Annotated in this window: 18 protein-coding genes and 1 tRNA gene; 12 read left to right on the forward strand and 7 right to left on the reverse strand. The window is 57.9% G+C overall.

All coding sequences use genetic code 11. The features are described 5' to 3' along the window. Nucleotides 1-2 precede the first annotated feature (2 nt). The 4 genes from glmS (at nucleotide 3) to ACTYEO_RS11775 (ending at nucleotide 4,506) form a co-directional block, all read left to right on the forward strand. Nucleotides 3-1,814, forward strand: a complete 1,812-nt coding sequence (gene glmS, locus ACTYEO_RS11760) for a glutamine--fructose-6-phosphate transaminase (isomerizing) (protein ID WP_449323939.1) — start codon at nucleotides 3-5, stop codon at nucleotides 1,812-1,814. After that, entirely contained in the window at nucleotides 1,811-2,494 is a 684-nt protein-coding gene (locus ACTYEO_RS11765; protein ID WP_449323940.1) for a DNA alkylation repair protein, read from the forward strand. Before glmS ends, ACTYEO_RS11765 begins: the two co-directional genes overlap by 4 nt. A gap of 25 nt (nucleotides 2,495-2,519) precedes the next feature. Further along, nucleotides 2,520-3,164, forward strand: coding sequence for an SDR family NAD(P)-dependent oxidoreductase (locus ACTYEO_RS11770; RefSeq protein WP_449323941.1), 645 nt, complete (start codon nucleotides 2,520-2,522; stop codon nucleotides 3,162-3,164). 103 nt (nucleotides 3,165-3,267) lie between these two features. Next, nucleotides 3,268-4,506 (forward strand): aspartate kinase, encoded by a 1,239-nt coding sequence (locus tag ACTYEO_RS11775; RefSeq protein WP_449323942.1) that lies wholly within the window; start codon nucleotides 3,268-3,270, stop codon nucleotides 4,504-4,506. Nucleotides 4,507-4,610: 104 nt separating this feature from the next. Here ACTYEO_RS11775 and ACTYEO_RS11780 read toward each other — a convergent pair whose 3' ends face one another. After that, nucleotides 4,611-5,507: a LysR substrate-binding domain-containing protein gene (locus tag ACTYEO_RS11780; RefSeq protein ID WP_449323943.1), complete on the reverse strand. Its 897-nt coding sequence runs from the start codon at nucleotides 5,505-5,507 to the stop codon at nucleotides 4,611-4,613. 96 nt (nucleotides 5,508-5,603) lie between these two features. Between ACTYEO_RS11780 and ACTYEO_RS11785 the strand changes: the two genes are divergently transcribed. Beyond that, nucleotides 5,604-6,761, forward strand: a complete 1,158-nt coding sequence (locus ACTYEO_RS11785; RefSeq protein ID WP_449323944.1) for a TauD/TfdA family dioxygenase — start codon at nucleotides 5,604-5,606, stop codon at nucleotides 6,759-6,761. Further along, on the forward strand, nucleotides 6,758-7,474 hold the full coding sequence (locus ACTYEO_RS11790) for a class II aldolase/adducin family protein (RefSeq protein ID WP_449323945.1): 717 nt from the start codon (nucleotides 6,758-6,760) through the stop codon (nucleotides 7,472-7,474). Before ACTYEO_RS11785 ends, ACTYEO_RS11790 begins: the two co-directional genes overlap by 4 nt. A 35-nt stretch (nucleotides 7,475-7,509) precedes the next feature. On the opposite strand, the gene ACTYEO_RS11795 is transcribed toward ACTYEO_RS11790, so the two are convergent. The 5 genes from ACTYEO_RS11795 to ACTYEO_RS11815 all read right to left on the reverse strand — a co-directional run bounded on the left by ACTYEO_RS11795 (nucleotide 7,510) and on the right by ACTYEO_RS11815 (nucleotide 10,803). Further along, nucleotides 7,510-7,692 (reverse strand): hypothetical protein, encoded by a 183-nt coding sequence (locus tag ACTYEO_RS11795; protein WP_449323946.1) that lies wholly within the window; start codon nucleotides 7,690-7,692, stop codon nucleotides 7,510-7,512. A 2-nt stretch (nucleotides 7,693-7,694) separates the two neighbouring features. Then, nucleotides 7,695-8,801, reverse strand: a complete 1,107-nt coding sequence (locus ACTYEO_RS11800; RefSeq protein WP_449324032.1) for a YeeE/YedE family protein — start codon at nucleotides 8,799-8,801, stop codon at nucleotides 7,695-7,697. Nucleotides 8,802-8,835: 34 nt separating this feature from the next. Continuing rightward, nucleotides 8,836-9,792 (reverse strand): sulfurtransferase, encoded by a 957-nt coding sequence (locus ACTYEO_RS11805; protein WP_449323947.1) that lies wholly within the window; start codon nucleotides 9,790-9,792, stop codon nucleotides 8,836-8,838. A gap of 361 nt (nucleotides 9,793-10,153) precedes the next feature. Beyond that, nucleotides 10,154-10,240, reverse strand: a tRNA-Leu gene (locus ACTYEO_RS11810). 50 nt (nucleotides 10,241-10,290) lie between these two features. Beyond that, nucleotides 10,291-10,803 (reverse strand): DUF2306 domain-containing protein, encoded by a 513-nt coding sequence (locus ACTYEO_RS11815; protein ID WP_449323948.1) that lies wholly within the window; start codon nucleotides 10,801-10,803, stop codon nucleotides 10,291-10,293. A 173-nt stretch (nucleotides 10,804-10,976) separates the two neighbouring features. Here ACTYEO_RS11815 and ACTYEO_RS11820 point away from each other — a divergent pair, with 173 nt between their 5' ends. From ACTYEO_RS11820 to ACTYEO_RS11840, 5 genes are all read left to right on the forward strand, one after another. After that, entirely contained in the window at nucleotides 10,977-11,681 is a 705-nt protein-coding gene (locus tag ACTYEO_RS11820) for a LytTR family DNA-binding domain-containing protein (RefSeq protein ID WP_449323949.1), read from the forward strand. 11 nt (nucleotides 11,682-11,692) lie between these two features. After that, a complete protein-coding gene (lipB, locus tag ACTYEO_RS11825) occupies nucleotides 11,693-12,361 on the forward strand; it encodes a lipoyl(octanoyl) transferase LipB (RefSeq protein WP_449323950.1) in 669 nt (222 codons plus the stop codon). 117 nt (nucleotides 12,362-12,478) lie between these two features. Beyond that, a complete protein-coding gene (locus tag ACTYEO_RS11830) occupies nucleotides 12,479-12,613 on the forward strand; it encodes a hypothetical protein (protein WP_449323951.1) in 135 nt (44 codons plus the stop codon). Between the two features lie 270 nt (nucleotides 12,614-12,883). Continuing rightward, nucleotides 12,884-14,545: a cytochrome c oxidase subunit I gene (ctaD, locus tag ACTYEO_RS11835; protein ID WP_449323952.1), complete on the forward strand. Its 1,662-nt coding sequence runs from the start codon at nucleotides 12,884-12,886 to the stop codon at nucleotides 14,543-14,545. 8 nt (nucleotides 14,546-14,553) lie between these two features. Further along, on the forward strand, nucleotides 14,554-15,090 hold the full coding sequence (locus ACTYEO_RS11840; RefSeq protein WP_449323953.1) for a DUF2244 domain-containing protein: 537 nt from the start codon (nucleotides 14,554-14,556) through the stop codon (nucleotides 15,088-15,090). Nucleotides 15,091-15,156: 66 nt separating this feature from the next. Here the strand turns inward: ACTYEO_RS11840 and ACTYEO_RS11845 are convergent, their stop codons facing one another. After that, nucleotides 15,157-15,615 carry a GatB/YqeY domain-containing protein gene (locus tag ACTYEO_RS11845; RefSeq protein WP_449324033.1) on the reverse strand — a complete coding sequence of 153 codons (459 nt, stop codon included), beginning with the start codon at nucleotides 15,613-15,615 and terminating at the stop codon, nucleotides 15,157-15,159. A gap of 170 nt (nucleotides 15,616-15,785) precedes the next feature. Here ACTYEO_RS11845 and carA point away from each other — a divergent pair, with 170 nt between their 5' ends. Further along, nucleotides 15,786-16,934 carry a glutamine-hydrolyzing carbamoyl-phosphate synthase small subunit gene (gene carA / locus ACTYEO_RS11850; protein WP_449323954.1) on the forward strand — a complete coding sequence of 383 codons (1,149 nt, stop codon included), beginning with the start codon at nucleotides 15,786-15,788 and terminating at the stop codon, nucleotides 16,932-16,934. Nucleotide 16,935: the final 1 nt, after the last annotated feature.

Here is a 16,935-nt window from a genome sequence, read left to right on the forward strand (position 1 = left end):
CCATGTGCGGAATTGTTGGTGTATTGGGACATCATGAAGTCGCCCCGATCTTGGTCGAGGCGCTCAAGCGGTTAGAATATCGCGGCTATGACAGTGCAGGCATCGCCACCGTTCAAAACGGTGTTCTGGACCGCCGCCGCGCCGTTGGCAAATTGATCAATCTGTCTGACCGTCTGGTGCATGAGCCTTTGGCAGGCAAAGCGGGCATCGGCCATACCCGTTGGGCCACCCATGGCGGCCCCTCCGAGGCCAATGCCCATCCGCATAAAGCAGGCCGCGTGGCGGTTGTACATAATGGCATTATCGAGAATTTCCGCGAGTTGCGCGCGCGCCTGAGCGGCAGCCCATTCGAGAGCGAAACCGATACCGAAACCGTGGCCAAGCTGTGCGAGAGCTTTTTGGAGCAAGGCCTGTCCCCGCGCGAGGCGGCCGTGGAAACCCTCAAACATCTCGAAGGCGCTTTTGCGCTATGTTTCCTCTTTGACGGTGAAGACGATTTGATGGTCGCCGCCCGCAAAGGCTCCCCCCTCGCAATCGGCTATGGCGAGGGCGAGATGTTTGTGGGCTCGGACGCGATCGCGCTGTCGCCGATGACGGATAAAGTGACCTATCTCGAGGAAGGCGATTACGCCATCATCACGCGCGACGGCGCCGAGATATTTGACGATATGGGCCGCCGCGCCAACCGCGCGGTCAAGACAATCGCCGCCCAAGCCGCCCAGATCGACAAGGCAGGACATAAGCATTTCATGGCCAAGGAAATCCATGAACAGCCCGTGGTCCTGTCGGAATGTCTGGCCCATTACGCGCCAAGCGATCATGTCGAGATTGCGGAAGGCGAGATTGATTTCAGCGAAACCGACCGTCTGACATTGGTGGCCTGCGGAACGGCCAATTACGCCTGTCTGGTTGCGAAATACTGGTTCGAGCAATTGGCGGGCCTGTCCTGCGAGGTCGATATCGCATCGGAATTCCGCTACCGCGAACCGCCCGTCTCAGATCGCTCGACAGCACTTTTTGTCAGCCAATCAGGCGAGACGGCAGATACGCTCGCCGCGTTGCGCTATTGCAGTGGCAAGGCGAAAACGATCCTGTCGGTTGTGAATGTCGCCGAAAGCTCCATCGCGCGCGAAAGTGATCTGGCGCTGCCCATCATGGCAGGGGTCGAAGTCGGGGTGGCCTCAACCAAAGCCTTCCTCTGCCAACTTGGCGCCTTGGCAAATCTGGCCATTCTTGCGGCCCGCCAGCGCGGCAAGATCACGCCCGAAAAAGAAGCCGAGCTGGTCGCAACCCTGCGCGGACTGCCGGGGCTGATCAATCAGGCGCTCGCGCTTAATGACCAGATCGCCAAGCAAACCTCCGAATTGGCACGTGCGCAAACGGTGCTTTTCCTAGGGCGCGGGGCAATGTTCCCGATGGCCTTGGAAGGTGCGCTCAAGCTCAAGGAAATCAGCTATATCCATGCCGAAGGCTATGCCTCGGGTGAATTGAAACATGGCCCCATCGCGCTGGTGGATGAAGAGGTGCCTGTGATCGTTCTGGCCCCGCGCGACGCGCTCTTCGACAAAACCGTCTCCAATATGCAGGAAGTCATGGCGCGGGATGGCCAAGTGATGCTGGTCACCGATAAGCAAGGGGCCGAGATTGCCTCGGAAGGTGTGTGGAAAACCCTGATCATGCCCGAGATTGACCCGTTTTTCGCGCCGATCCTTTATGCAATCCCCGCGCAGCTGATCGCCTATCACACCGCGGTTCATAAGGGCACGGATGTCGACCAGCCACGCAATCTGGCGAAATCCGTGACGGTCGAGTGAGCGCCGAGCAGGCCTTGGCCGCGCTGAGCGCGCAAGCCGATCCCGTTCGGGCCGAACAAATGCGCGCCTATCATAAGGTGGATCGTCCCTATCTGGGCCTCTCCAACGGGCAGGTCAGCGCGCTTGCAACACAATGGCGCAAATCGCTGCCACTGGCGGACTGCGTTGCGCTTTCTGATGCGCTGTGGAGCAGCAATATTTTCGAGGCGCGCATCGCCTGCGGCAAGCTGTTTTTACAAGCCCGAATCCGCCCCGATGATGCCCTCGCATGGGAGGCCATCAGCCGCTTCGTCCCTGAGTTTGATTCATGGGCCATCGCCGATGCTGTGGCGCAAGCTGGCACCAAGCGCTTGCTCCAAAACCCTGCGCGGCTTGATGAGATCGAGGGTTGGACAAGCTCTGAGCATCTCTGGACGCGCCGTGCGGCGCTTGTCTTCACATTATGCTATACCAAATCGCGCTTCCCCAAACCCGATGAACTGGCTGCCCGCGACAGGATTCTTGGCTGGTGCGCGAGCTATGTCGATGACAAAAATTGGTTCATCCAAAAAGCCGTTGCGTGGTGGCTGCGCGATCTCTCCCGCAAGGATGCGCCGCGCACCCGCGCCTTCCTTGAAGAGCATGGCGCGCGTTTGAAACCCTTCGCCAGAAAAGAAGCCGCGCGTTACCTTGCAGGATGATGCTCAAAACAATTCGGAGCTGCATATGGAGATTCTCATCACAGGCGCAAATCGCGGCATCGGGGCCGCACTGAATGACCAGCTTTTGCACGAGGGCCACACAACCCACCCTACCGCGCGCGACAAAGCGGGGTTTCTCACCCTTGACGTGACCAACCCCACCTCTACTACCGCCCTTGCAAACACCCTAAACGGCCAAAGGCTTGATGCGGTGATCTGCAATGCGGGCATCTACAACGATAAGGGCCAAGACCTTGAGACAGGCTATGCAGCCCCGCTTTGGGCCGAGACCTTCGCCGCCAATGTCACGGGTGTCTTTCTGACCGTTCAAGCCCTTTTGCCAAATCTTGCCCTATCAGATGCGCCCAAGATCATGATCATCTCCAGCCAGATGGCATCGCATGAACGCGCGCCGGGGGGCAGTTATATCTACCGCGCCTCCAAGGCAGCAGCCCTCAATCTGGGGCGCAATTTGGCAACCGATCTCAAACCGCGCGGCATCGCGGTCGGCATTTATCACCCCGGTTGGGTGCAGACCGATATGGGCGGCGGGGAGGCTGACATCACCACCACCCAATCCGCGCAAGGGCTGGCGCAACGGCTGGCTGAGCTGAGCCTAGAGACAACAGGCCAGTTCCTCACATGGGATGGCCGTATCCACCCCTATTGATCTTCATCTTTCTCTAAATACGAAAAGCCGATCAGGCCCTTCCCCCTTGCACCTCAGCGCGGCGCAGCGTAAAGCCTGCCGCGATTTTAGAGAAGGAACGCTCATGCCCATTCTGGTCATGAAATTCGGCGGCACAAGCGTCGCCACACTTGATCGTATCCGCCGCGCCGCCAAGCGCGTGGGCCGTGAAGTTGCGAATGGCTATGATGTCATCGTGATCGTCTCGGCCATGTCGGGCGAGACGAACAAGCTGGTGGGCTATGTTGGGGAAACATCGCCGCTTTATGATGCGCGCGAATATGATGCGGTCGTGTCCTCGGGCGAAAATGTCACCGCAGGGCTGATGGCTCTGACACTTCAGGAAATGGATGTGCCCGCACGCAGCTGGCAGGGCTGGCAAGTGCCGGTGCAAACCACCGACGCCCATGCCAGCGCGCGGATCGAGGCGATCCCGCCTGAAAACATCCTCGCCAAATTCGGCGAAGGCATGAAGGTTGCCGTGGTGGCGGGCTTCCAAGGGATCAGCCCCGAGGGCCGCATCACAACGCTTGGGCGCGGAGGCTCGGATACAACCGCTGTTGCTTTTGCCGCTGCTTTCGGGGCCGAGCGCTGCGATATCTACACGGATGTGGACGGCGTCTATACAACAGACCCGCGGATCACCTCCAAAGCGCGCAAGCTCGACAAGATCGCGTTTGAGGAAATGCTGGAACTGGCAAGCCTCGGGGCGAAAGTGCTTCAAACCCGTTCGGTGGAGCTGGCAATGCGCTACAAGGTGCGTTTGCGGGTTTTGTCGAGTTTCGAAGATAATGATGATAGTGCAGGCACATTGGTCTGTGACGAGGAGGAAATCGTGGAAAGCAATGTCGTGGCCGGAGTGGCCTTTTCCCGCGATGAGGCAAAAATGACCCTGACGGAGGTCGCCGACCGCCCCGGTATTGCGGCCGCGATCTTCGGGCCTTTGTCGGAGGCAGGTGTGAATGTCGATATGATCGTGCAAAACATCTCGGAGAAGGGTCTGACCGATATGACCTTCTCTTTGCCGATTGATCAGGTCCAGCGCGCAGAAAAAGCCTTGAGCGAGGCCAAAGCGGCCGATGACATCGATTATGTTGAATTGCTGACAGATACCGATGTTTGCAAAGTCTCGATCGTAGGGATCGGGATGCGCAGCCATGCAGGCGTAGCCGCCAAGATGTTCTCGACCCTGCGCGATGAGGGCATCAATATCAAAGTGATCACGACCTCCGAGATCAAGGTCAGCGTCTTGATGGATCGCAAATATCTCGAGCTGGCCGTGCAGGCCTTGCATGATGCCTTTGGTCTGGATCAGGCCGCCTGAGGGGCGAGCCTGCATCTCAGGCTCATTTTGAGCCATCGAGACAGGCTTGGGCCGATTGGCCCTTTCGTATTTGAGGAAAGATGAAGGGTGAGGCGCGGTGCTGCCTAATGCCCTTCACCTTGCTCCATCAGCCAATCGAAAAAGATACGAGCTTGGGGTTTGGCGGCCCCGCTAGCTGACAATGTCGCGAAATAGCCTGTGCCAAGATCGATCACACCGCCATGCCATGGCACCAATTGGCCGTTTCTGACCAGATCATCCGTGATGGAGCGCCAGCCGAGCATCAGGCCTAACCCGTCTTGGGCGGCCTGAACGGCATGGACGTAATTGTCGAAACTGCGCTCGGGGCCGTTTTGACGGCGCAAGCCGCGTTGGGTGAAATACGCGCTCCAACCTGCCCAATTCGTGTTGGGCGCGTTGCGCACATGGATGAGGGGGGCAGTCTCTAGGCCTGTATTGTCCTGCTCCAGCCGTGTGACCAGATCAGGATGGCCCACGGGGCAAATGCGTTCGGGAAAAAGCTCGATATTTTCACCATCTCGCCAATCGCCGCGCCCATAGCGTAGAGCCAGATCAGCGCCCCCCAAGAGCGTTGGCAATCCTGTAGGCGGAGCTGAGACATTGACGGCAATATCGGGATGTTGGGCGTAAAACAGCGGCAATCGCGGCATGAGCCAGAAACTCGCCATGCCCAAAGTGCAGGCAATATTGATCTGTTGCGCGTCGGCATAGGCATCGCTTCGGATCTCGTCAATCGCAGCCTCGATCACGCCAAGGCCCGATTGCGTGGCCTCGGCCAGACGTTGGCCCAATTCCGTCAGCCGCGCGGGGCGCCTGCTGCGATCCAGCAAATCAGCCCCCACATGATCCTCCAATGCCTTTAAGGTCTGGCTGATTGCTGGTTGGGACACGTTGAGATGACGCGCGGCATCGCGCATTGAGCCAAGCCGTGCAATGGCCTCAAAGGTTGTGAGATATCTCAGGGGTGGAAGTCGGTCCATTAACTTAACTCTTTGCTTAATTTAAAATAAGTCAAAAACATCTTTTATTTCAATAAAATAATATTAAAGATCACAAAAAAACATAAGGAATAGGCTATGAATATCCTGACAGCATCCAGCGCAGAAACACCGGAGCAGGCAGGGTTTGAGCTTGGGGAAACGGGGCTGAGTTTGGCCTTGCCGCAAGCAGGCCATCAGTATTTCAACTATTACTGGCTGCGCGATAATTGCCCCAGCTCATTCGATCCTGTGACGCGGGAGCGGAGCTTTGATATTTTTCACCTTGAGCATGCGCCCAAAGCCGCAAGCGCCACGCTGCTGGAAGACTATCTGGAGATCACTTGGGCGGATGAGGATCATGTCTCGCGCTTTCCGCTGGACTGTCTTGAGATCTATGCCACAGGGCGCCCTCGCCCAGATCCTGCCGATTTGCCACGCCGCGCATGGTATTCCGACCATTACAGCAAAATGGCGCGGTTCTCCTTCGAGGCCTTGAGCACGGATCAGACCCAAATGGCGCAATGGATCGAAGCCTTGATTGTCGATGGCGTCAGCATTGTCGAGGATATGCCCAATTCCGATCAGGGATTAACGGATCTTGCCCATATGATCGGACAGGTTCGTCCGACATTTTTCGGAGATTTTTTTGACGTCTACCTCCATGTAAAGCCCACCAATGCGGCCTATACCGCGAAGGCGCTGGAGTTGCACACCGATGTTCCCGCCGAGGAATTCGCGCCCGGGGTGCAGTTCCTGCATTGCCGTGCCAATTCGGTAGAGGGGGGGCAAAGCCTCTTTGTGGATGGAACGGCGGTGGCCAATGAATTCCGCAAGCTGGACCCTGAAGGGTTCAAGCTGCTCAGTGAAATCGACATCCCCTTTTATTGGGAGCATGACGGGTTTGACGTGCGCGCGCGCCAGCGGGTGATTGAGTTGGACAGCCATGGCGAGGTCTCGGGTCTGACCATCAGCCAGCATCTACTTGATATGATCGATCTGCCGCAAAGCCAGCTGGACAGCTATTACCCCGCCTTTTGCCGTTTCGGAAAACTGCTGCAAGACCCGCGCTTTGTCACCCGATTTACCCTGAAAGCAGGCGAGTGTATCGTATTTGACAACCACCGCGTGGTACATGGCCGTGAAGCTTATGTCGCCACCAGTGGTGAGCGGTATTTGCGCGGCACCTATGTGGACCGCGCCGAGATGCGCTCGAAATATCGGGCCTTGGTCAGCAAAGGACGGTTCACGGAATGAAGGATTTATCTTCGCAAAACGACAATGCCTTGCGCGAAGACCTCGCGGCTGCGTTCCAGCTTTGTCACAGGTTTGGCTGGAGCGAGTCCGTGGGCAACCATTTCAGCGCCGCCGTATCTGATGACGGAAAGCAGTTCCTGCTGAACCCGCGCTGGCAGCATTTCGCGACCATCAAACCGCAAGACCTTTTGCTGCTGGATGCCGATGATGCCAGCGTGATGGAGGGGCCGAATGCGCCCGATGCCTCGGCTTGGACGGTGCATGGCACCATGCACCGCTTATTGCCCCATGCGCGCGTCATCCTGCATTGCCATACACCCTATGCCACGGCGCTCTCCTGTCTGGAGGATCCGACGCTCTATCCGATCGATAACAACACTGCGCGCTTCTTCGGGCGGATTGCCTATGATCGGGAATTTGGCGGGATCGCGGATGCCACCGAGGAAGGTGAGCGTTTTGTCAGCTCCATGGGGGCGGCGCCTGTTCTGGTCATGGGCAATCACGGTGTGACGGTGACAGGCGAAAGCGTGGCGGATGCCTTCGAGGAGCTGTATTTCTTCGAAAAAGCCGCGCAGACGCTGATCCTTGCGCGCTCAACGGGTCAGCCTTTGGCCGTGCTCTCGGATGAGGTGGCGAAAAACACCGCGCAAGGCTGGGATGCCTATCGCGGGATGGCCACGCGCCATTTCGACTATCTGAAATCGACGCTTTAGGTTTTTTGGGAAACGGCGGCTTAAAGCGTTTCGCTTTAATTGCCGCCGATCCCCGCTGCACAATGCGCCCCGCTTGAGGCCTGCCCCGAGCCGAGCGCGAAGATCGGCGGGGCCTGAAACGGGTTCAGGGGGGCGCTGGCCTGCAGGTCAAAGGCAAGAAACCCCGCCAAGACCGCAAAAAGGATGCCGACCCCGAATTTCCGTGTTGCGATCATCATGCCTACCCCTCCAAACCAAGGCGTGGCCGCAGCCGCACACCAATCATCGAGCCCAAAAACGCCGCGCCAAACCACGCCCATCCATGCAGGCTGCCCGTTGATATGCCGCTGAAAAACGCCCCGACATTACAGCCGAAGGCCAGCCGTGAGGAATAGCCAAGCGCCAGACCTGCGATGATCGTCGCGATCCATGCGCGGGGTGGAAGTTTGGGCAGGCGTTGTGCAAGCCCGCCCTTCCAGACCGCAACCGCAAAGGCCCCGCCAATGATGCCAAGATTGGTCAGGGAGGTCACATCGGTCAGGATGCTTTGGGCCAGCCGTTCGGCATGGGCAGGGCTGCCCCAGAACGCCGATGCGCCCAGATCGGCCCCCAAGGCACTGGCCCCTTTGGCCACCCACAGCCCAAGCCCGTAGACCACACCCCATGGTTGCCCCGCGACCACGAGGTTTGCCAAGGCAAGTGCGGCGATCAAAGCGGCCGCAATCCACAAACGGCGCGGCAGCATCCGTGTTCCGGGTTTACCAATGACAATGGCGATCACGGCAACCGCTGCCAAAGCGCTGAGTGTCAGCATCAAGCCCGTGCTGCCCGAAAAGGCGACAACAGGCAGCGTGCCCAGATCGGTCCAGAAGCCCAGATGGCTGGCCCCCAGAAAGCTGCCAATCGCAAAGAAGGGCAGCGCGACTAGGCTGACGGCATTGCCGCTGCCTGCATTGACCAAAGTGCCCGAGCCGCAGCCCAACACGATCTGCATCGCAATCCCGAAGACAAATGCGCCCCCGACCATCGCAAAGCCAATCGGGGCATGCGCGCCCACCAACTCGGCCCCGTTGGAGGCCAGAAGCGGGAAAGCCAGCAGCGCCACCAAACCAATGGCCAAGAGCTGCGCCAATAGGCCTGCGGGTTCACGGCGCAGGATCATTGCGCGCCAAGGCCCCGCAAAGCCGAAGCGCAGCCCTTCAAGCGTCATCCCGAAGCCAAGGCCTATCAACAGCAAGAGCCCGTAACGCGCGCCCGCAAACATCGCCACCAGCAAAACAAGAACAAGTGCCGCCCCGATCAGGGCGGCACGCGTTAGGTTTGACGATGGCTTTGGGGATATCGACATTTGGTCAGCCGATGCAGCCATGGGTCACTCTCCTTTAGAAGATGTTTTTGATCTGGTTCCACAATGTGCGGACAGGACCAGGAACGTTTGCCATTTCATAGCCTGCATTCGACCAGCCGACCATCGACTCGGGGAAGAGTTTTACATTCTCGATCCCAGCCAGCTCAGACAGGGCAAACCAATTGGTCGCGGCCCAATGGCCGGTATTGCAGAAGGAGACGAGTTGGTCGTTTTGCGCAAAGCCTTCTGCTTCGGCCAAAAGGCGCACCGCTTCGGCATCAATTACGGCAGGGCCTGCGCCGAACCAATTTGCATGCTCGAAATATTGCGATTGCGGCAAAGTGCCTGGACGTGCAGCGGCAGGGTGGCTGGAATTACCGCTCCAGAAGCTTTCAGGGCGGGCATCAAGCAGCAAGGCTGTGTCATCACCCGAGACCACGGCCTGAACGTCCTCAACCGTGGCCAACCAATCGCTCTGGATCGACACGGACAGAGTGCTTGGCGCAGGTGCCACAGCATCGGTGGAGAGGGTATAACCCGCTTCAACCCAAGCATTCACACCACCGTTCAAAATCGATAACTCAGTGAAGCCAAGCGATTTCAGCGTCCAATAGACCCGCGCGGCAGCACCGAAATCGGTCACATTGGCGCCTTGATAGGAAATCACGACAGGCTGGGACAGATCGCTCAAACCGATCTGGCGTATAACAGCCGTCAGGTCTTCATCCGAGCGCAACTGGCCAGGGTTATCAGATGGACCACGGAACAAGCCGTAAGGCGCGTTGACCGAACCCTCGATATGGCCTGCGGTAAAGGTGTTTACGTTTTCCTCACCCTCGGCCGCGGCGGTTGCGCGGATATCAAGGATGGTGACGGAGTTTGCTGCAAGCTCGGCATTAAGCTGCTCGGGGCTGGCCAAGGGGCCAAGCTCGGCAATGGCGGTGCTTGCCAGCAAGAACAGGGAGGTCAGAGCATAAGTCAGGAGTTTCATGGAAGCCTCATATGAGAACGAAAAGACATATCTGAGCCGCATCTGGGTGAGAAACCGCGCAATGGCAACGGGCATGCCCCGCTGCAAAGCCTGCAGTCCAAGGCAGGTTTTCACCGCAAGGCGCGCTCTGCCGAAAGCCTGACCCGAGTTGGGATCGCGCAAAGAACACCTGTCTTGCCGATCACGGGGCGCGAGGCAGAATTTTCTTTTTCGCGGGAAGAACGCGGCAAGCTAATTTCGGATAGCGCTAGGTTAAACGAGACGATGTTCAAACGCAATGAAACGCGTCAGTGTCTCTGCGAAACACCTGTCGTATTATGCCAATTTTCGAAGGTTGGTCTCTCTTCTGTCGAAGAGAGCATGGTGCGGTCGAGAAGACTCGAACTTCCACGGGTGTTACCCCACAGCGACCTCAACGCTGCGCGTCTACCAATTCCGCCACGACCGCACTGTCTCATGACTTGGTGAGGCGCTCTCTAGACCAAGGGCGCGCCCACCTCAAGGGCAAATTTCGCCGTTTCTTTGAAGACGGATTTCAAGGATACGACGGCGGGCCACATCGCCCAATATCAGCGTCAAGCCAAGCGCGATGACAACCCAGCCTGCATCAGGTGTTTCGGGGAAAACCGTGCGGTTGGTGGCCCGTCCCGGCATGAAGTTAAACAGCCCCGCAATCAGCAGCCCCCGCCAGTAGAGGTTCTGAAACACCCTGCGGTGCAGATCGATCCGCCCCGCAAAGGCATGGCGCAGCCCTGCCCAAAGCGACCAAAGCGTCAGAACCGAGAGAAGGTGGATCGGGCTGAGCGGGCCAATCAGGCCAAATTCCGTAATCCAGAATGACGAGACCGCCACCACAAACATGGCCAGCACCCAGATATATCCGCCCGTCTTATGCAGACGATCACGGCGATTGCGCAGGATCACGAATGGGCCAAGCACAACAGCAAGTGCGGCGGTGCTGGCATGGAGTTGAATATAGACGGGAGCGTCAAGGAAAGGGGCAAGTGTCATTTGGGAAACCTCTGAAATATTGGCTTATTCGTTTCGATTGGCTATGACTTGCCCATGGGTGCGCTCGTCTCAATCCGAGCTTCGTGAACAGCAGGGTCCGCTTCGTGAATAACAACCAATCGCCATCCGCGCTTCGTGAATGGAGTGCGCAATTTTCGAAATTGCCGACTCTTGTGATCTTGGGATCCGTCTCAGCGCTGCTGGCGATTTTGGGGCCCTTCAACACAAGCCAGATGCTGACGCTTGCGCCGCGCTTTGCCTATTGGCTGGTGATGTCGGCCTCGACCTATTCGATAGGGTTTTTGGTCAATACGGCCCTTTGGCCGCGTGTCGCACCAAAGCTGCCCAAACCTGTTGGCTTGGTCGTGGTGGGGCTAGCAACGGGCCTTGCCATAACGCCTGTGATCACGCTGCTGAACCTGATCAGCTTTGGCTTTTGGCCATCGCTTACGGAATGGCCCGCCCTGCTGGCACAATTCGTGACAATCGCGCTGATCATCACAATCATTTTCCAGACCCTCTCGGGCCATCTCTCGGCCTCGTCCACATCTGAGCGCCGCGCACCTGATTTGTTGGCCCGCCTGCCCTTGGACAAGCGCGGGGCTTTGGTGGCGCTGTCTTCCGAGGATCACTACACCCGCATCCGCACCACCAAAGGCGAGGAGCTGGTCCTGATCCGCCTTGCAGACGCGATCCGCGAGGCAGAGCCTGCAAAAGGCCTGCAGGTGCATCGCTCGCATTGGGTGGCGCTTGATCACATCGCCGCTGCGCGCCGCGATGGCGACCGCGCGATCCTGAGCCTGAGCATTGGGGGTGACATTCCCGTCAGCCGCACGCATATGCCTGCCATCAGGGATGCGGGGCTTTTGCCGCGCTAGTGGAGGCCGCAATGGTCGAATGGATCACATCAGACGCGCTTGTGCCTTATGAAGACGCTGTGGCCTTCATGGATAAACGCGTGGCCGAAATCGCGGCAGGCGAGGCCGAGGAATGCATCTGGCTGCTGGAACATCCCGCCCTCTACACGGCCGGGACCTCGGCCAAGCGCGAAGACCTGACCGACCCCGACCGCTTTCCCGTCTATGACAGCAAACGGGGCGGGCAATATACCTATCACGGGCCGGGCCAGCGCGTGGCTTATGTGATGCTCGACCTCAATAAACGCGGGCGCGATATCAGGCGCTTTGTCACCCAGCTTGAGACATGGATGATCGCGGCCTTGGCCGAGTTCAATGTCACAGCCGAGGTTCGTGACGGCCGTGTAGGTGTCTGGGTGCCGCGCCCCGAAAAAGCGCCGCTTCCCGATGGAAGCCCGCGCGAGGATAAAATCGGGGCAATCGGCGTACGCCTGCGCCGCTGGATCAGCTTTCACGGCATCTCGATCAATCTGGAGCCCGAGCTCAGCCATTTCGATGGAATCGTTCCCTGTGGAATCACGGGCCACGGGGTCACCAGCCTGGTTGATCTGGGCCTGCCCGTCACGATGAATGATCTCGATATCGCGCTGAAAAAGCAGTTCGAGGCGGTCTTTGTTGACGTAGAGGCAACAGAGCACTGAAAGGTTCGAAAATTTCCAAACCGCTGCCTTTTTCTCGCCGCGTTAAAATATTGTAAAGATTACACGTTGATACTGAGTGAAGGCGCGGCACAATCCCGCTGTGCGATAACGAGTTGAATGATGTTTTGGATTGTTATGGACAAAGAACCCAACCGTAAGGGCGCGCTAACGGAGGCGGCCTTGCTGGTTTTTGCCTTGGTAGCGCTGATCGCCATCCTTGGAATCGCTGTCTATAGCGTGGCCTTCCCGTAAATCCGCATATGGGTGCAGCCTTTGGCCCGAAAGGTGCCAATGTTGCGCGTTTCATATGCCAAATATGCGAAGTTTTACGGGGGTTGGCAGCCAGTTTTCCCCGCTGAAATCGCTTGAAAATTCGACGCGCAGCCTGAGGCAATTTTTCTCACACCTGCGACCGCTTGCGCGTTGCGGATGAGCAGAGTGCACATTAGAACGGCAGGGAACGAAAATTTGCCAAAGCGGCCAGACCACTTTGCGCGACGACAATCGGAACAGGAGATCGACATGGCCGATGCTGCCATCTCTGGACATGATCACGAACGGCCGAGCTTTTTCACTCGGTGGTTTATGTCCACAAACCACAAAGACATTGGTATTCTTTACCTCTTCACGGCAGGTCTCGTTGGCCTCGTATCCGTAATCTTCACCGTTTACATGCGCATGGAGCTCATGGAGCCCGGTGTGCAGTATATGTGTGTTGAGGGCGCGCGCCTGACGGCAGCAGCGGTCGGCGAATGTACAGCAGACGGTCATTTGTGGAACGTCATGATCACAGGCCATGGCGTGTTGATGATGTTCTTCGTGGTGATTCCCGCGTTGTTCGGCGGTTTTGGCAACTTTTTCATGCCGCTGATGATCGGCGCGCCAGACATGGCGTTCCCGCGTTTGAACAACATGTCTTACTGGATGTATGTCGCAGGTACGGCGCTGGCTTTCTGTGCAGTCTTCGTTGACGGCGGTGCAGGCCCGGGTTGGACCTTCTATCCGCCAATCTCATGGCAGGATGCGCCAACCAGCCGCGCGGTTGATTTCGCGATCTTCGCGATCCACGTATCGGGCGCGTCCTCGATCCTTGGTTCGATCAACATCATCACAACATTCCTGAACATGCGTGCCCCCGGCATGACAATGTTCAAAGTGCCGCTCTTTGCATGGTCGATCTTCGTGACGGCTTGGCTGCTGCTTTTGTCCCTGCCCGTTCTGGCAGGTGCCATCACCATGCTGCTGACCGACCGTAACTTCGGCACCAGCTTCTTTGATGTTGCCGGCGGCGGTGACCCAGTCTTGTTCCAGCACATCTTCTGGTTCTTCGGTCACCCCGAGGTTTACATCGTGGTTCTGCCTGCCTTCGGCATCGTCAGCCATGTGGTTGCAACTTTCGCGCGCAAGCCTGTCTTTGGCTACCTGCCAATGGTTTGGGCCTTGATCGCCATTGGCGGCTTGGGCTTCGTTGTCTGGGCGCACCACATGTACACAGTCGGCATGACGCTGAACCAGCAGGCCTATTTCATGGTCGCAACCATGGTGATCGCGGTGCCAACCGGCATCAAGATCTTCTCTTGGATCGCAACCATGTGGCAGGGTTCGATGACCTTCGAGACACCGATGCTGTTTGCGATTGGTTTCATCTTCCTCTTCACACTTGGTGGTGTGACGGGCGTTGTCTTGAGCCAAGCGGGCGTCGACCGTGCCTATCATGACACCTACTATGTTGTTGCGCATTTCCACTATGTGATGAGCTTGGGTGCCGTCTTCGGTATCTTCGCAGGCATCTATTACTGGATCGGCAAAATGTCGGGCCGTCAGTACCCTGAATGGGCGGGCAAGCTGCACTTCTGGCTGTTCTTCATCGGCGCGAACATCACCTTCTTCCCACAGCACTTCTTGGGTCGTCAGGGCATGCCTCGCCGCTATATCGACTACCATGAGGCCTTCGCCCAGTGGAACTATGTCAGCTCGATCGGTGCCTTCATCGCTTTCGCATCCTTCCTCTTCTTCATCGGCATCGTGTTCTACACATTGCTCGCTGGCCGTAAGATCGAAGAGCCCGCCTATTGGGGCGAGCATGCGGATACGCTGGAATGGACCCTGCCTAACCCACCTCCGGAGCACACTTTCGAAGAGCTTCCAACGCGTGAGATGTGGGATAAGCAGCCCGATCACTGAGGAAAAACATGCCGTTTCGTATTGAAACGCCACAGATGGGGGCTCCGGAGGAATTCGGGGCCCTTTCTCGTGGCCAACAAGGCCAACCCCGCCTTCGGGTGATCCTGACCCCGTACAAATCCCTCACGCCTGAAGGGTTTGTCTGGTTTATCGGGGTCACGGCATCGCTGATCGTGCTGCCGCTTCTCAGCCTGTTGGGCACGTCTGTGTTCTGGGCCCTGCTGCCTTTCATACTGGCCGCTCTTTGGGGCATCTGGGCCGCACTGAAACGGTCTTGGCGGGATAAGGAACTGTTTGAGGAAGTCACCCTATGGGATGACCTCCTGCGTGTTGAGCATCACGACCCCAAGGGCGGTATGCGCGATTGGGAAGCAAACCCCTATTGGGTGCGCTTCAGCGTCCATACCAAGGGCGGCCCCGTGCCCAATTACCTCACGCTAAGCGGTGCCCAAAGCGGGCGCGAGATCGAGCTTGGGTCCTTCCTAACCGCTGGCGAGCGGTTGGAGCTGCGCGACATGCTGGAGCGCGCTTGCACACCAGCCTGAGGCAGAACGCAAAAGGCACGCCCCGATCATAGGGCGTGCCTTTGATGTTTTGTATTAAGACGCGGCTTATCCCAAACGGGCTTTGACCATTCCGCCTGCCGCGCTGAAATCCATCTGGCCTGTATATTTGCCTTTCAGGATACCCATCACACGGCCCATATCGCGGATCGAATCCGCGCCAGTCTCGGCGATGGCTGCATCAATCGCGCTTGCGACTTCGTCTTCGCTCAACTGGCGCGGCAGGAAATCCTCGATCGTGGTGATCTCGGCACGTTCCTTCTCGGCCAGTTCCAAACGCCCGCCTTCTTCATAGGCACGCGCGCTTTCCTGACGCTGCTTGACCATTTTCCCAAGAATCGCCAACACCTCGCCGTCATCAACGCCGTCAGTCTGGCCCTTGGCCCGCGCCGCGATGTCTTGATCCTTGATGGCTGCATTGATCAGGCGCAAGGTCGACAGACGCGTTGCATCCTTCTCGCGCATCGCGTCTTTCAGGCCCGCAGTGATACGTTCTCGCAAAACCATTTTTGGCGTCCAATCCTGTTTTCTCTCAAGGGTGATCATGTAAGGCATCTGCCTGTGATCAACAACTCCCCCCGCATTGCATGGCAGACATACGCCAACATGCCTTGACCCCAAGCACGCCCGCCCATAGTTTGCCGCGAATTTAAGCTCAGCCTAGACGGAGTCGCCAGATGACCGACCGCCCGACCGCCTGCCTCGCCCTCGCAGATGGAACCATCTTCTACGGCCATGGATTTGGCGCCACAGGTCAAACGGTGGCCGAACTCTGCTTCAACACCGCGATGACTGGCTATCAGGAAATCATGACGGATCCGTCCTATGCGGGGCAGATCGTGACCTTCACCTTTCCCCATATCGGCAATGTCGGCATCAATGCCGATGATGACGAAAGTGCTGATCCAGTTGCCTCGGGCATGGTCGTCAAATGGGACCCGACCGAGCAATCAAGCTGGCGCGCCGCAGGTGAGTTGACAGATTGGCTGGCCAAGCGCGGACGGATTTGCATCGGTGGTGTCGATACGCGCCGCCTGACCCGCGCGATCCGCCAACAAGGCGCGCCCCATGTGGCTTTGGCCCATGATCCTGAAGGCAATTTCGACATCGAAGCGCTGGTTGCTGCCGCGCGCGCCTTTAAAGGCCTTGAGGGGCTGGATCTCGCCAAAGACGTGACCTGCGCGCAATCCTATAAATGGAACGAAATGAGATGGGCATGGCCCGAGGGCTATAGCGAACGCAAGGGCGAGGGCTTCAAGGTTGTGGCCATCGATTTCGGCGCAAAACGCAATATCCTGCGCTGTCTGGCAAGTGCGGGCTGCGACGTGACCGTGCTGCCTGCTACCGCAACCGCCGAAGATGTTTTGGCCCAGAACCCCGATGGCGTGTTTTTGTCCAACGGTCCTGGTGATCCCGCGGCCACTGGCGTCTATGCGGTGCCCATGATCAAGGCCATTTTGGAAAAAGACCTGCCCGTTTTCGGCATCTGTTTGGGGCATCAAATGCTTGCCTTGGCACTTGGCGCACGGACCGTCAAAATGAACCACGGCCATCACGGCGCAAACCACCCCGTCAAGGATTACGACACTGGCAAGGTCGAGATTACTTCGATGAACCATGGCTTTACGGTTGATAGCCAATCCCTTCCTGAGGGCGTGCTTGAAACCCATGTCAGCCTTTTTGACGGCTCCAATTGTGGTATCCGCGTTGCGGATCGTCCTGTCTTCTCGGTGCAATACCACCCCGAAGCCAGCCCAGGCCCGCAAGACAGCTATTACCTGTTCGAGCGCTTTGCCGAAGCCATGCGCGCGCGCGTCGCCGCCTGAG

This window comes from Rhodophyticola sp. SM2404 (assembly GCF_053570515.1).

What these genes read in the sequence shown, in the direction of transcription:
- ACTYEO_RS11775 (WP_449323942.1), top strand. Translation starts at nt 3,268, where the DNA reads ATGCCCATTCTGGTCATGAAATTCGGCGGCACAAGCGTCGCCACACTT.
- glmS (WP_449323939.1), top strand. Translation starts at nt 3, where the DNA reads ATGTGCGGAATTGTTGGTGTATTGGGACATCATGAAGTCGCCCCGATC.
- ACTYEO_RS11805 (WP_449323947.1), bottom strand. Translation starts at nt 9,792, where the DNA reads ATGAAACTCCTGACTTATGCTCTGACCTCCCTGTTCTTGCTGGCAAGC.
- ACTYEO_RS11770 (WP_449323941.1), top strand. Translation starts at nt 2,520, where the DNA reads ATGGAGATTCTCATCACAGGCGCAAATCGCGGCATCGGGGCCGCACTG.
- ACTYEO_RS11845 (WP_449324033.1), bottom strand. Translation starts at nt 15,615, where the DNA reads ATGGTTTTGCGAGAACGTATCACTGCGGGCCTGAAAGACGCGATGCGC.
- ACTYEO_RS11780 (WP_449323943.1), bottom strand. Translation starts at nt 5,507, where the DNA reads ATGGACCGACTTCCACCCCTGAGATATCTCACAACCTTTGAGGCCATT.
- ACTYEO_RS11800 (WP_449324032.1), bottom strand. Translation starts at nt 8,801, where the DNA reads ATGTCGATATCCCCAAAGCCATCGTCAAACCTAACGCGTGCCGCCCTG.
- ctaD (WP_449323952.1), top strand. Translation starts at nt 12,884, where the DNA reads ATGGCCGATGCTGCCATCTCTGGACATGATCACGAACGGCCGAGCTTT.
- ACTYEO_RS11815 (WP_449323948.1), bottom strand. Translation starts at nt 10,803, where the DNA reads ATGACACTTGCCCCTTTCCTTGACGCTCCCGTCTATATTCAACTCCAT.
- ACTYEO_RS11795 (WP_449323946.1), bottom strand. Translation starts at nt 7,692, where the DNA reads ATGATGATCGCAACACGGAAATTCGGGGTCGGCATCCTTTTTGCGGTC.
- lipB (WP_449323950.1), top strand. Translation starts at nt 11,693, where the DNA reads ATGGTCGAATGGATCACATCAGACGCGCTTGTGCCTTATGAAGACGCT.
- ACTYEO_RS11830 (WP_449323951.1), top strand. Translation starts at nt 12,479, where the DNA reads ATGATGTTTTGGATTGTTATGGACAAAGAACCCAACCGTAAGGGCGCG.
- ACTYEO_RS11840 (WP_449323953.1), top strand. Translation starts at nt 14,554, where the DNA reads ATGCCGTTTCGTATTGAAACGCCACAGATGGGGGCTCCGGAGGAATTC.
- ACTYEO_RS11790 (WP_449323945.1), top strand. Translation starts at nt 6,758, where the DNA reads ATGAAGGATTTATCTTCGCAAAACGACAATGCCTTGCGCGAAGACCTC.
- ACTYEO_RS11785 (WP_449323944.1), top strand. Translation starts at nt 5,604, where the DNA reads ATGAATATCCTGACAGCATCCAGCGCAGAAACACCGGAGCAGGCAGGG.
- carA (WP_449323954.1), top strand. Translation starts at nt 15,786, where the DNA reads ATGACCGACCGCCCGACCGCCTGCCTCGCCCTCGCAGATGGAACCATC.